Origin of the sequence: Pseudomonas sp. RGM2987 (assembly GCF_022952855.1) — a bacterium.
GTDB lineage: Bacteria > Pseudomonadota > Gammaproteobacteria > Pseudomonadales > Pseudomonadaceae > Aquipseudomonas.
Genome location: NZ_JALJDX010000182.1, coordinates 1 through 13,858, shown reverse-complemented (window position 1 = coordinate 13,858; position 13,858 = coordinate 1). Strand labels below are relative to the sequence as shown.

The following is a 13,858-nucleotide window of genomic DNA, read 5'->3' as shown; positions in this document are numbered from 1 at the left end:
AGAGGTTGAATGTAACGACCCTTTCGCGAGCAAGCCCGCTCCCACCGTTGTTGTGATTTCTCCAGGTACAAAAAAGGCGACCCGAAGGTCGCCTTTTCAGTTGCCTGCGTCGATCAGAACTCGTGATCGGCGTTGTCCGGGTTCAGGTCGCTGATGCCCAGTTTGCCAGCGGCCTGTTCGATCGAACCGGTCTGCTTGACCAATGCAGCGATGGCGTCGCGCACGATCTGGTTGCCGGCGGTGTTGCCGGCGGCGATCAACTGGTCGTAGTGCTCACCCTTGTTGGCGTGATCGACCATGACCTGGATCTTGGCTTCGGTGTCGGCCAGGTCCGCCTTGAGGGCGGTGTCCGCCGCCGGGTCGGCCTTGGCGACCAGGGATGACAGGCTGGCGCCGGTCATCTTGGTGCCGTCGACGCGGGTGTATTCGCCCAGGTACACGTTACGCACGCCTTTGGCGTCGTAGAAATGCGAATTGTGGGTGTTGTCGCTGAAGCAGTCCTGCTCGTCTTCTGGCGAGTTGGCTTCCAGGGACACTTTCATGCGCTCGCCCGCCAGTTCGCCCAGGGACAGGCTGCCCATGCCGAACAGCATCTTGCGCAGGCCGCTTTCGGCCGGTTCGGCTTCCAGGGTGGCGCGGTAGTTGTCAGCCACGTTCGGCTTCCAGTTGCCAACCATTTCTTCCAGGTCGCTGACCAGCAGTTGGGTCACGGACTTGAGGTAGGCACGACGACGGTCGTTGTGCCCGCCGGTAGCGCCAGCGCCTTGCAGGTAGTCGGAAGCCGGGCGGTTGCCCGCACCCGGGCCGGTGCCGTTGAGGTCCTGGCCCCACAGCAGGAATTCGATGGCGTGGTAGCCGGTGGCAACGTTGGCCTCGGAACCGCCCAGCTCATTGAGGCTGGCAAGTTTTTCCGGGGTGATGTCTTTCACGTCGACCTTGTCTTCGCCGACCTGGACTTCAGTATTGGCGATGATGTTGGCAGTCGCGCCCGGGTTGCCCAGGGCGTGTTCGTAGGACTTGTCGACGTAGTCGATCAGGCCTTCGTCCAGGGGCCAGGCATTCACCTGGCCTTCCCAGTCGTCGATGATGGTGTTGCCGAAGCGAAACACTTCGCTCTGCAGGTAAGGCACGCGGGCGGCAACCCAGGCCGCGCGGGCGGCTTTCAGGGTGTCGGCGTTCGGCTTGGCCAGGAATGCGTCGACGGCGGTTTGCAGGGTTTTCGCGGTGGATTCGGCATCGCTGTAGACGGCGAAGACGATGTCGGCATAGTGCGCGACCACAGCCTTGGCGGCGGCTTCGTCGACCTTGCCGGCGGCAGCAGGGGCGACCGGTGCCGCAGTGCTGGCGGCAGGCGTTGGCGCTTGCGGCGCGGCGGCCTTGTCTTTGCCTTCGCCGCAACCGGCGAGGGAAATAGCGATGGCCAGCAGACTGGCGGTAGCCAGAGGCATACGAATCATGGCGAACATCCTGCTTCGGAAATGGATGGGACAGGCGCGAGGGTGCGCAAAAACTGCGACATAATGCGAAAGATTTGCATTATGTGTAAAGGGTCGCGGCTGGAAATATTTCTTATTTAATAATTGCCGACCGTGACCTTCGGCACCGCTTGCCGGTGCCGCCCAGGGCTACGATCTTCCGGCAATCAGAGAATGAAGGCCTTGCTGCGCTCAGCCTGCTTCAGATAAGCGCTCAATTCCCGCGCCGGCAGCGGTTTGCTGTAGTAGTACCCCTGACCTTCGTGGCAGCCCTCGGCGATGATGTAGGCTTCCTGCTCGACCGTCTCGACGCCCTCGGCAATGACCTGCATCCCCAGGCTCTTGCCCAGTTGGATGATGGCCCGGACGATAGTGGCGTCGTCTTCGTCGTCGAGCAGGTCCTGGACGAAGCTCTTGTCGATCTTGATCTTGTCCAGCGGCAGGCTCTTGAGATAACTCAGGGACGAATAGCCGGTCCCGAAGTCGTCGATGGCGATCAGCGCCCCGGAGCGGCGCAGGCTCAGCAGATGCTGGGCGGCGGTGGTGATGTCTTCCATCAGGCCGGTTTCGGTGACTTCCAGCTCAAGGCTGCGAGGGGGCAGCCGGTACATTTGCAGCAAGTTGTTCACCACCCGTGGCAGCTCGGAGTGGTGCAGTTGCACGGTCGACAGGTTGACGGCCATGCGCAGGTCGACGAAGCCCTGGTCGTGCCATTCGCGCAATTGCCGGCAGGCCTGGTCCAGCACCCATTCGCCGATGGCGATGATGGTGCCGTTCTGCTCGGCCAGGGGAATGAACAGGTCCGGCGGCACCAGGCCGTGTTCGGGGTGATGCCAGCGGATCAGGGCTTCGGTGCCCACCACCCGCAGGTCGCGATAGCTGATCTGCGGCTGGTACACCAGGGTGAACTGTTCACGGATCAGGGCTTCGCGCAGGTCTTTTTCCAGTTCGCGGCGGCGGCGCATTTCGCTGTCGACGCTGGCGATGTAGAACTGATAGCGGTTGCGCGAGCGGCTCTTGGCCAGGGTCATGGTCTGCTCGGCTTTCTGCAACAGCTTCTCGGTGCTGTCGCCGTCCTCCGGGAAGAGCGTGATGCCGATGGTGGCCCGCAGGCGGATCTGCTGGTCTTCGATGCCGAACGGTGCCTCCAGGTCATCGAGAATGCTCTGGGCCAGTTCGGCCGCCTCATACGGCTGCTCGATGTCGGCCTGGACCAGGGCAAACTGGTCGCCGCCCAACCGCGCCAGGGCGCCGAGGCGACCGCTATGGGCGCGCAACCGGTCCGCCAGCGCCAGCAGCAACTGGTCGCCGGTCTGATAGCTGAACTGCTCGTTGATGCCCTTGAAGTCATCCAGCCCCACGCACAGCACCGCCACCCGGCGTTGCAGGCGCCCGGCGTCGACCAGAATCTTGTCCAGTTGCTCCTGCAACTGCTGTCGATTGGGCAGCCCGGTAAGGAAATCGTATTGGGCCATGCGCAGCAGACTGTTTTCCGCTTCGTGGCGCAGGTGAGTATTGCGCTCGATGGATTCGAGCAACTGGTTGGCGGTATTGATCCACAGGCCCAGCTCGTTTTGCTCGTGCCCCGGTAACTGCGGGATCTTGTGGGCGCTGGGGCGGTCGGGGTTGATCTCGGTCAGGTGCTCGATGATACGCGACAGCGGCTTGGTCAGCAGCCAGTGGTAGACCAGGTACAGCACCAGGCCCATGGCCAGGGCGCGCAGCATGCCGGAGATGAAGATGACCACGGAGCTGACAATGAACCCCTCGCCATAGGTCGCGGTGTCGAGGGTGATGCTCAGGTCGCCGTAGTATTCACTGTAGGGCCCACGACCCACCAGTTGGGTGGTGAACGTCCGTTCCTTGCCCAGGATCAGGTCGGTCAGCCAGCGGCTTTCCGATTCCTGCAAGGGCCGGGTCTTTTCAGCGAGCATGGTTTCGCGAGGGTGACCGATGGAGGCCATGCGCACGGCGCGATCCTGGAACAGGCCCTCGATCACTTGCATGCCCATTTCCCGATCCAGGCTGTAGACGGCCTGGGTCGACGGATCGCGGAACATGTCGAGGATGCGCTGGGCGTCGCTGGCGACGGCCTGGTTGGTCTTGTAGGCATCGAATACGATCTGGGCGCAGCTCAACAGCACGCCAACGACCAATGCCGAGAGGAGCACGACCCGGAGCAACTTCACAGACAAGCTGTTCTTGAGTTCCAGCTTCAAAGAGTGGTTCCTTGTTCCGTGCGGGTAGCGTCAAGTTGCCATGAGTATTGGCAATCCTGTGATGTCAGTCAAAGGGACAATCAAACACAAGGGGTTTCGCCTGGATCATGGCAGATATACGGTTTTTTCAGAGTGATTGCTCTACGACTATTGTGTCGGTTGCGAGGCACCGCAACTTGAGGCCCTCGGTGTTTTTTTCTTGGATCCAAGACGTGTGGTAATGCGCCGTCGAGTCGATGACCGGTCATTTATAGCGCGCAAAAAAAACCCGGCAAGGCGCCGGGTTCTTTGTCTGGCAATCAGGCTCAAGCGGTGAAAGGCTTGCCTTCGAACTGCTCTGCCACGAATTTCCAGTTGACCAGGTTCCAGAACGCCTCGACATATTTCGGGCGAACGTTGCGGTAGTCGATGTAGTAGGCGTGTTCCCAAACGTCGCAGGTCAGCAGCGGGGTGTCGCCGCTGGTCAGCGGGTTGCCGGCGCCGATGGTGCTGGCCAGGGCCAGGGAACCGTCAGCTTTCTTGACCAGCCAGCCCCAGCCGGAACCGAAGGTGCCAATGGAGGTTTTGCTGAACTCTTCCTTGAACTTGTCGAACGAACCGAAGGCCTTGTTGATGGCTTCGGCCAGCGCGCCGGTTGGTTGACCGCCGGCGTTTGGCGCCAGGCAGTTCCAGTAGAAAGTGTGGTTCCAGACCTGAGCGGCGTTGTTGAAGATACCGCCCGAGGAAGTCTTGACGATTTCTTCCAGGGTCTTGCCTTCGAACTCGGTGCCAGGCACCAGGTTGTTCAGGTTCACGACGTAGGTGTTGTGGTGCTTGTCGTGGTGGTATTCCAGAGTCTCTTTGGAGATGTGCGGCTGCAGTGCATCGTGTGGGTAAGGCAGCGGCGGCAATTCGAAAGCCATGGTGATTCTCCTAATCAGGTCAGTTGCGGTGAGCGCAAGGCCGATCACGGGCGGCCAGACTAGCGCCGGGAGTTTGTACTCCTTGCGGCGCAAGACTCGGATCATAGCACCGGGGGTGCGGCATAACCACGCAACAACTGTGTGGAATAGAGGTTCCAGAGCGGTTCGCAATAATCAGCCGCTGACAATCAATTGCGCTGCCACGGCAAACATCATCGTCGCCACCAACAGGTCGAGGATCCGCCAGGTGCTGGGGCGGGCGAGCCAGGGCGCCAGCCAAGCGGCGCCGAGCGCCAGGGTGAAGAACCACAGCAGCGAGGCGCTTGCCGCCCCTACCACATAGGCGCCGGGCACGCTCTGCTGGGCACCGAGGGAGCCGATCAGCAGCACGGTGTCGAGATAGACGTGAGGGTTGAGCAGCGTCACCGCCAGCGCGCTGAGCAGCACGGCGCGCAACGAACGCACGGCCTGGTGCTCACCTTGTTGCAGGCTCTGCCTGGAAAAGGCCCGGCGCAAGGCCAGGCTGCCGTACCAGAGCAAGAAAACCGCGCCGCCCCAGCGGGCAATCGACAGCAGCAACGGGCTCTGGGCCAGCAATGTCGCCAGGCCGAAGACACCGGCAGCCACCAGCAGCGCATCCGCCGTGACGCACACCGCCGCCACCGGCAAGTGATGTTCGCGACGCAGGCTCTGGGCCAGTACAAAGGCGTTCTGGGCGCCGATGGCCATGATCAGCCCGAGGGCCACCAATAGCCCGTTCACATAGCTTTGCCACATAAGTTGTTTCCCGATCAGTGTCTGAATGCTGGCCATTCTCGGGGGCGAAGCTGTATAAGAAAAACCAATACTGCTGATTGCTCATTAGGAAAACTGATGTTCGATTACAAACTGCTTTCTGCCCTGGCCGCGGTGGTCGAACAGGCCGGATTCGAGCGTGCCGCCCAAGTGCTGGGGTTGTCGCAGTCGGCGATTTCCCAACGCATCAAGCTGCTGGAGGCGCGGGTTGGCCAGCCTGTGCTGATACGGGCGACGCCACCGGGCCCCACCGAGATTGGCCGCCGTTTGCTCAACCACGTGCAACAGGTCCGGCTACTGGAACGCGACCTGCAAAGTCTGGTGCCGGCGCTCGATGAGGAGGGCCTGCCCGAACGCTTGCGCATTGCGTTGAACGCCGACAGCCTGGCGACCTGGTGGGCCGCTGCGGTGGGGGATTTCTGCGCCGAACATCATCTGCTGCTCGACCTGGTGGTGGAAGACCAGACCGTCGGGCTCAAGCGCATGCGTGCCGGCGAAGTGGCCGCCTGTGTCTGTGCCAGCGAGCGTCCGGTGGCCGGCGCCCGCAGCGTGTTACTGGGGGCCATGCGTTACCGGGCGCTGGCCAGTCCGGCGTTCATCGCCCGGCACTTTCCCGGCGGCGTGCGGGCCGAACAACTGGCGCGCACGCCGGCACTGGTGTTCGGTCCGGATGATTTCCTGCAACACCGCTACCTGGCGTCCCTGGGCGTCGAAGGCGGTTTCGAGCACCATCTATGCCCCTCGTCCGAAGGCTTTATCCGCCTCACCGAAGCCGGGCTTGGCTGGGGATTGGTGCCGGAGTTGCAAGTGCGCGAGCAACTGGAGCGAGGCGCGCTACTGGAATTGCTCGCGGATAAACCGATCGATGTGCCGCTGTACTGGCATCATTGGCGCAATGGTGGGCAATTGCTCGGCTTGTTGACCGAGCAATTGATCCGTTCGTCCCGGCAGTGGTTGGTGCCTTGGACGCCGCAATAGACGTCAAGCTGCAAGTTAAAGCGGCACACGAATCAATTGGCAGGTTGTAGCTCAGGAGCATGCATGAAAATTCTGGTCACCGGCGCGAGCGGCTTCATTGGCGGGCGCTTTGCGCGTTTCGCCCTGGAGCAGGGCCTGGATGTACGGGTCACCGGCCGCCGGGCCGAGAGCGTGGAGCACCTGGTGCGGCGTGGTGCGCAATTTGTCCAGGGGGACCTGAACGATCCATTGCTGGCCCGCGATCTGTGCCTGGATGTCGAGGCGGTGGTGCATTGCGCCGGATCCGTCGGGCTCTGGGGGCGTTATCAGGATTTTTACCAGGGCAATGTCCAGGTCACGGAAAACGTCGTCGAAGCGTGTCTGAAGCAGAAGGTCCGGCGGCTGGTGCACCTGTCGTCGCCGTCAATCTACTTCGACGGCGGTGACCACCTTGGGCTGAAGGAAGAACAAGTGCCCAAGCGCTTCAAGCACCCTTACGCCGCGACCAAGTACCTGGCCGAGCAGAAAGTCTTCGGCGCCCAGGAGTTCGGCCTCGAAGTGCTGGCCTTGCGCCCGCGCTTCGTGACCGGTGCCGGTGACATGAGCATTTTCCCGCGGTTGCTGAAGATGCAGCGCAAGGGTCGTTTGTCGATTGTTGGCAATGGCTTGAACAAAGTGGATTTCACCAGCGTGCAGAACCTCAACGAAGCGCTGCTCAGCAGCCTGCTGGCCACCGATTCTGCCCTGGGTAAGGCCTATAACATCAGCAATGGCGCGCCGGTTCCGCTGTGGGATGTGGTCAATTATGTGATGCGCCAGATGCAAGTCCCGCAGGTCAGGCGTTATCGCTCCTACGGCCTGGCTTACAGTGTCGCTGCCCTGAACGAAGGCTTCTGCAAGCTGTGGCCGGGTCGCCCCGAACCGACGCTGTCGCGCCTGGGCATGCAGGTCATGAACAAAAATTTCACCTTGGACATCGGCCGCGCCCGGCATCATCTCGATTACGATCCTAAGGTCAGCCTGTGGACCGCGCTCGATGAGTTCTGTGTCTGGTGGAAAGCCCAGGACGCCCGCTGATCGGCCCGTCATGAACCGACTCCCGGGTTCGAGGTCAATCGGTGCGGCGGACGATGGGGTTATACTCGCCGCATCAAGCCAACACCGGTTTCTCAAAGGTTGAACCCATGCCCACGCGTAACGATGAACATGACGACTTCGATGATGTACCGAGCCTGCGGATGCGCGCCGACGTCCCCGATGACGATGACTTCCTGCCCAACCGCGCGCCCCACGTACAAGCGCGCCCGGCACCCGTTGCAGCGGTCAAGGTCAAGGGTCCCAGCACCGGGCCGTTGTGGGCATTGGTCGGTGCCTTGCTGTGCGCGCTCGGCTTCCTGGCCTGGTGGAGCTTCCAGCAGATTACCCTGATGGAACAGCAACTGGTGGCGACTCAGGAAAGCTTCGCCCGGATCAGCGAAGACGCAGCGGGGCGCTTGCAGGACATTTCCGGCAAGGTGGTTGCCGGCCAGTCCAATGTCATGAGTGACAGTGAAGCCTTGAAATTGCAGATCAAACAGTTGGACACCAAGTTGCAGGAACAGGGCCGGCAATTCGACGGCAAGCTGCAGGAGCAGTACAAATTGCAACAAGCCACGTTCGGTCCGTCCGCCGACCTGGACAAGGAACTGGCCCAGCTCATTGCCCAGGCCACTGAACAGCAGAACACCAACACGCAACTGCAAGCGGCCAACAAGGAGCTCCAGGCCCAGGTCAAGACGCTGGCGGCTGAAGTGACCGTCCTGAAGAACCAGGGTGAGGGTGGTGCGCTGGATGCCCAGCTCAAGAGCATCGGCGCTGACATCACCGCCCTGAAAAGAGCCACCTCCAACTCGGCCATTGAACGCCTGGAACAAGAAATCATCGTGCTCAAGAGCCAGCAGGATAACGGCAACACCGCCGAATTCGACGCCTTCCGCGGCCAGGTCACCCGCAACATCAACACCTTGCAGGCGCAGATCCAGCACCTGCAACAGCAGCTCAGCGCTCGGGCTCAATAGTTCTTTTGTGGGAGCGAGCCTGCTCGCGATGGCTATGGCAGGCTTGTCAAAGGTAGCGACTTAAAGCCGCCTTCGCGAGCAAGCCCGCTCCCACATTTGATCCTGCATGACTCAAGCTTCGCGCACGCCACGATCCAGTGTGGGAGCGGGCTTGCTCGCGAAGGTGGTCTGGCAGGCAATCCAGTACTGACTGACCCAACGTTTTCTTCTGAACGCGTATTACCCCAGCAATCCCCCTGAATACTTCTATATTGCCTCCATCCCGTCTAAGCTCTTGAACCACCAACAAGAACGAGGGCGCACGCATGGGGTTTCTTCACAGGATGGCCTGGTTGGCCGCAATGCTGTTGCTGGGGCTGGGTCAGGCGCACGCCACGACGCCGGACGATGGCCAGGCGGCCCGGGCGCTCTTGGAAAAGGCCCTGGCCTATTACCACGATAACGGCGACAAGGCTTTGGCTGTGTTCAGCCGTCAAGGCGAGTTTGTCGACCAGGATCGCTATGTGTTCGTGGTGGACACCAAAGGGGTGATGCTCGCCAGCGGTGGCCCGTCGGCGGCGCTGATCGGGCGCGACGTTTCCGAAGTGTTGGGGCCGGATTTGCGCAAGGCCTTCAAGGACGCCTTGCAGACCCCGGAAGCCAGCGGTATCCAGCAAGCCGAGTACCGGTGGCAGAACTGGACGGATGGCAAAGTCGAACGCAAGCATGTGTATTTCCAGCGGGTCGGCGAGCGGATCCTGGCGGTCGGTTACTACCTGCCGCGGGCCTCTGCCGAACAGGCCAGGGCGTTGCTGGACAAGGCGTCAAGCGACCTGCAGAAGAACGAAAAAGCCACGTTGACGGCGATCAACTCCCTCAAGGGCGGGTATTTGCAGGATGACCTGTATGTGTTTGTCGTTGACCTTGCTACCCGACGCTATGTCGCCCATGGCACCAACCTGCGATTGATCAATACCGACTTCGCCAAGATCAAGGATCCGGACGGCAAGCCGGTGGGCGAGCCGATCCTGGCGCTGATCGGCAAGCAGGATGCGGGGGAATACGAGTATCGCTGGAAGAACCCGGTGACTGGCAAGGTCGAGGACAAGCACGCGTACCTGAAGAAGGTCGGGCATTTCCTGGTGGCGGTGGGGTATTACAGTCCTTGAGGCTGAATAGGTCTGCCGGTTGAATGGAATCCTTTGTGGCGAGGGGATTCATCCCCGCTAGGTTGCGCAGCAACCTCTGCATTTGACTGATACGTCGCGGTGGTCCGTGATCATGGGGGGCTGCTTCGCAGCCCAGCGGGGATAAATCCCCTCGCCACAGGTTGTGCGCTAGACATGACACAAAAAAAGCCCGCATCGCTGCGGGCTTCTTGTGTAGCTCAAGGCAATCAGCCCGCCACCAACACCCTGATCGCTTCCAACCGCAACGCTGCCTTTTCAAGCATCGCCAGGCCTTGCTCGCGTTGTTTGCGCAACGCCACCAGTTCGCTGTCGCGCACGGTCGGGTTGACCGCTTGCAGGGCGGTCAGGCGGGCCAGTTCCTCGTCGGTGTCGGCCGCCAGGCGGCGCTGGGCCTCGGCCACGCGTTCGGCGTGACGTGGGGCGATCTTCTGTTCGCCGGCGTTGATCCGCGGCGTCAGCTGGTCGCGCTGGGCCTGGATGAACTTGTTGGCGCTGGCGCGGGGCACGCTTTCGAGCTGGTCGTTCAGGGTCTCGAACGAAACCCGGGCCGCCAAGTCATTGCCATTGGCATCCAGCAGGCAGCGCAGGGCGGCTGGCGGCAGGTAACGGCCCAGTTGCAACGAGCGCGGGGCGACCACTTCACTGACGTAGAGCAGTTCCAGCAGCACGGTGCCTGGCTTGAGGGCCTTGTTCTTGATCAGCGCCACGGCGGTGTTGCCCATGGAGCCGGACAACACCAGGTCCATGCCGCCTTGCACCATCGGGTGTTCCCAGGTGATGAACTGCATGTCTTCGCGGGACAACGCCTGGTTGCGGTCGTAAGTGATGGTCACGCCTTCGTCGTCGCCCAGCGGGAAGCTGGCGTCGAGCATTTTTTCGCTCGGCTTGAGGATCAGCGCGTTATCCGAATGGTCTTCGCTGTCGATACCGAAGGCATCGAACAGGGTTTCCATATAGATCGGCAGGGCGAACTGGTCATCCTGCTCCAGAATCGCTTCCACCAGCGCATCGCCTTCTCCCGCGCCGCCGGAATTGAGCTCCAGCAAACGGTCGCGACCGGTGTGCAGCTCGGCTTCCAGACGTTCGCGTTCGGCGCGGGCCTCGTCGATCAGCGCTTGCCACTGGCCATCGTCGGCTTCTTCCAGCAACGGCAGCAGGCGCGGGCCGAACTGATGTTGCAGGGCGTTGCCGGTCGGGCAGGTGTTGAGGAACGCATTCAGGGCTTCGTGATACCATTGGAACAACCGCGCCTGCGGGCTGTTTTCCAGATATGGCGCGTGCAGCTCGATGGTGTGCTTCTGGCCGATCCGGTCCAGGCGACCGATGCGCTGCTCCAGCAGGTCCGGGTGCGCCGGCAGATCGAACAGCACCAGGTGATGGGCGAACTGGAAGTTACGACCCTCGCTGCCGATTTCCGAGCAGATCAGCACCTGGGCGCCGAACTCTTCGTCGGCGAAATAGGCCGCGGCGCGGTCACGCTCCAGGATGTTCATGCCCTCGTGGAACACCGTGGCCGGGATGCCGGAGCGCACGCGCAGGGCGTCTTCCAGGTCCATGGCGGTTTCGGCGTGGGCGCAGATCACCAGCACTTTGGTGCGCTTGAGCATTTTCAGGGTGTCGATCAGCCACTCGACCCGCGGGTCGAAGCGCCACCAGCGCTCTTCTTCATTGGCGTCCGGCTGGGCCTGGAAGCTGACTTCCGGGTAAAGCTCGGGGTGATCGCCCAACGGCAGCTCGAGGTATTCGTCCGGGCACGGCAGCGGGTAGGCGTGCAGCTTGCGCTCCGGGAAGCCCTGCACGGCGGCGCGGGTATTGCGAAACAGCACGCGGCCGGTGCCATGGCGGTCCAGCAGTTCGCGCACCAGGCGGGCGCTGGCTTCGACATCGCCATCATTGACGGCGGTCAGCAGGGCTTCGCCTTCGTTGCCCAGGAAACCCTGGATGGTCTTGTGGGCTTCGGGCGACAGACGACCCTTGTCCAGCAGCTCCTGCACCGCTTCGGCCACCGGGCGATAGTTTTCGCTCTCGGCGCGGAACGCCTTGAGGTCATGGAAACGGTTCGGGTCCAACAGGCGCAGGCGGGCGAAGTGACTGTCCTGGCCCAATTGCTCCGGGGTCGCGGTCAGCAACAGCACACCGGGGATCGTCTCGGCCAGCTGTTCCACCAACGCATATTGCGGGCTGGCTTGATCTTCGTGCCACACCAGGTGATGGGCCTCGTCGACCACCATCAGGTCCCACCCGGCGGCGAACAGCGCATCCTGGGCCTTCTCGTCGTCCACCAGCCATTCCAGCGCGACCAGCGCCAGTTGGGTGTCTTCGAACGGGTTGCTGGCATCGCTTTCGATGAAGCGCTCTTCGTCGAACAGCGCAACCTGCAGGTTGAAGCGTCGACGCATTTCCACCAACCACTGGTGCTGGAGGTTCTCCGGCACCAGGATCAGCACGCGGCTGGCGCGGCCGGAAAGCAGCTGGCGGTGGATGACCAGGCCGGCCTCGATGGTCTTGCCCAGGCCCACTTCGTCGGCGAGCAAGACCCGTGGTGCAATCCTGTCGGCCACTTCACGGGCGATGTGCAACTGGTGGGCGATCGGCTGGGCGCGCACGCCGCCAAGGCCCCAGAGCGAAGACTGCAACTGGCGGCTGGTGTGTTCCAGGGTGTGATAACGCAGGGAAAACCAGGCCAGCGGGTCGATCTGGCCGGCAAACAGACGGTCGCTCGCCAGGCGGAACTGGATGAAGTTCGACAGTTGGGTTTCCGGCAGGGTGACGACTTCGTTCTGCCCATTGAGGCCGTGATAGACCAGCAATCCATCGACGTCGTCGACTTCGCGCACGGTCATTTTCCAGCCTTCGAAGTGAGTGATCACGTCGCCCGGCGAAAACCGTACACGGGTGAGGGGCGCATTCCGTAGCGCGTACTGGCGAGTGTCGCCAGTGGCCGGGTAGAGCACGGTCAACAAGCGGCCATCCTGTGCCAGAACGGTGCCTAAACCCAGCTCGGCTTCGCTGTCACTGATCCAGCGTTGCCCCGGTTGATACTGCTGCGCCATGCTGCCTGACTCCCGCCTTGAAAAAGCCGATTATCTTAACGGAATGATCCTTCAGACCAAAGGACTTACGCACGTTCCGGGGTGCCATCGGGGCGATTGGGGAGCGGATGGCACGGAACTTAAGCCTGTCTGATGATCCAACAGGCTTGGACCTGAGTCTTACGGCAATGCCAACTGGGTCACAAGTTTCAGACCGGCGGTTCAAGTTGCCCCCTTTGCAGCCGACAGCTTGAAGAGAGGAGATTCCTATGTTGATACCTACGCTCCCATTGAGCGCCGTACCCATCACCGCGCAGCAGGATCCGGTTCGCCAGCGACCGGACATACCGCCCGTGGTCCCGGTGCAGGAAAGCTCCAGTGAAAGCACCATCGACCTGCAAAAGCGTGATCCGGAAGAGGCTGCACTGTTGCTGCGCGAGGAGCAGCAACGCCGGCAGGATCGCGACAAGCGCCGCCGCGAAGCCGATGAAGACCCCGAGGAACATCTGGCCGTGCCGGGCACCGAACTCAACGCTGACAACACCGTGCCGGTGGTGCCGCTGATGGAAGAAGAGTCGCGCCAGGGCCTGTGGGTCGATATCCAGATCTGATCCAACGCACGCAGGCTGGTCAACGCCGCGCGCAGCCCGCATCATGGGCGCATCCGCAATTCACTGCACGATGCCGACACGCCATGAGCCAAGACGACAAGTTGATCGACCTCAGCGCCGAGCGCGCCAAGCGCGTTCATGACCTCAATGAAAAACGCCTCAACGAAGTCCGCCAGGCTTTCGAACAGGCCATGCCCTTGGGTAAGCCCAAGAAGAAACCCAAGAACAAACCGAAAAAGCGCTGACTCCCCCTCGATCCATTGATACAGATCAGTTATTTCCCCACCTTTGCGCCCCGTCGTGGGCGTTATTGACCCTGGTCAATTTCCTTGCGGGCCTGATTGGTTAACTTGAACCCATCGCAACAGGGGCAAGACCAGGAGGCCAGTCATGTTTATCGATAATGTGGTGTTTGCCGGTGTGTTGACGGTCAGCCTCATGTTCGTGTTTTTCGCCGGCTTTGGATTATTCATCTGGAAAGACGCACACAAGCGCAAAAAGCCGTAGGTCTTTCCGGCTACAACGAGCACGCAAGGCATTTTGGGCGACTTCGGTCGCCCTTTTTTTTATCTCAGTTTACGCATACCTCCTGTGGGAGCGGGCTTGCTCGCGAAGGCGCAGTGTCAGTCACGCATGTAATG

General features: G+C 61.5%; 12 protein-coding genes. 7 read left to right on the top strand and 5 right to left on the bottom strand.

The genetic code is table 11. The annotated features are described in order from the left end of the window. Positions 1-113: 113 nt before the first annotated feature. From RGM2987_RS11175 to RGM2987_RS11160, 4 genes are all read right to left on the bottom strand, one after another. The gene (locus RGM2987_RS11175) at positions 114-1,457 is read right to left on the bottom strand and encodes an imelysin family protein (RefSeq protein WP_245140857.1); all 1,344 of its coding nucleotides are present in this window, start codon (positions 1,455-1,457) and stop codon (positions 114-116) included. Positions 1,458-1,642: 185 nt separating this feature from the next. After that, entirely contained in the window at positions 1,643-3,694 is a 2,052-nt protein-coding gene (locus tag RGM2987_RS11170) for a GGDEF domain-containing phosphodiesterase (RefSeq protein ID WP_245140855.1), read from the bottom strand. A gap of 305 nt (positions 3,695-3,999) precedes the next feature. Beyond that, entirely contained in the window at positions 4,000-4,596 is a 597-nt protein-coding gene (locus RGM2987_RS11165) for a Fe-Mn family superoxide dismutase (protein ID WP_245140852.1), read from the bottom strand. Positions 4,597-4,770: 174 nt separating this feature from the next. After that, entirely contained in the window at positions 4,771-5,373 is a 603-nt protein-coding gene (locus RGM2987_RS11160) for a LysE/ArgO family amino acid transporter (protein WP_245140850.1), read from the bottom strand. Positions 5,374-5,469: 96 nt separating this feature from the next. Here RGM2987_RS11160 and RGM2987_RS11155 point away from each other — a divergent pair, with 96 nt between their 5' ends. From RGM2987_RS11155 to RGM2987_RS11140, 4 genes are all read left to right on the top strand, one after another. Continuing rightward, complete coding sequence (locus RGM2987_RS11155) at positions 5,470-6,369, top strand: LysR family transcriptional regulator ArgP (protein ID WP_245140847.1); 900 nt, start codon at positions 5,470-5,472, stop codon at positions 6,367-6,369. Between the two features lie 63 nt (positions 6,370-6,432). Beyond that, positions 6,433-7,425 carry an NAD(P)-dependent oxidoreductase gene (locus RGM2987_RS11150; protein WP_245140844.1) on the top strand — a complete coding sequence of 331 codons (993 nt, stop codon included), beginning with the start codon at positions 6,433-6,435 and terminating at the stop codon, positions 7,423-7,425. Positions 7,426-7,532: 107 nt separating this feature from the next. Further along, the gene (locus RGM2987_RS11145; protein WP_245140841.1) at positions 7,533-8,405 is read left to right on the top strand and encodes an ATPase; all 873 of its coding nucleotides are present in this window, start codon (positions 7,533-7,535) and stop codon (positions 8,403-8,405) included. Positions 8,406-8,710: 305 nt separating this feature from the next. Next, on the top strand, positions 8,711-9,553 hold the full coding sequence (locus RGM2987_RS11140) for a cache domain-containing protein (RefSeq protein WP_245140839.1): 843 nt from the start codon (positions 8,711-8,713) through the stop codon (positions 9,551-9,553). Between the two features lie 227 nt (positions 9,554-9,780). On the opposite strand, the gene rapA is transcribed toward RGM2987_RS11140, so the two are convergent. Further along, complete coding sequence (rapA, locus tag RGM2987_RS11135; protein ID WP_245140837.1) at positions 9,781-12,627, bottom strand: RNA polymerase-associated protein RapA; 2,847 nt, start codon at positions 12,625-12,627, stop codon at positions 9,781-9,783. A gap of 248 nt (positions 12,628-12,875) precedes the next feature. Here rapA and RGM2987_RS11130 point away from each other — a divergent pair, with 248 nt between their 5' ends. From RGM2987_RS11130 to ccoM, 3 genes are all read left to right on the top strand, one after another. Beyond that, positions 12,876-13,217 (top strand): aspartate-semialdehyde dehydrogenase, encoded by a 342-nt coding sequence (locus RGM2987_RS11130; RefSeq protein WP_245140835.1) that lies wholly within the window; start codon positions 12,876-12,878, stop codon positions 13,215-13,217. An 83-nt stretch (positions 13,218-13,300) separates the two neighbouring features. Continuing rightward, positions 13,301-13,462: a hypothetical protein gene (locus tag RGM2987_RS11125; protein ID WP_003184513.1), complete on the top strand. Its 162-nt coding sequence runs from the start codon at positions 13,301-13,303 to the stop codon at positions 13,460-13,462. A gap of 145 nt (positions 13,463-13,607) precedes the next feature. Next, positions 13,608-13,724, top strand: a complete 117-nt coding sequence (gene ccoM, locus RGM2987_RS27545) for a cytochrome c oxidase subunit CcoM (RefSeq protein WP_280639898.1) — start codon at positions 13,608-13,610, stop codon at positions 13,722-13,724. The last annotated feature ends 134 nt before the right edge of the window (positions 13,725-13,858 follow it).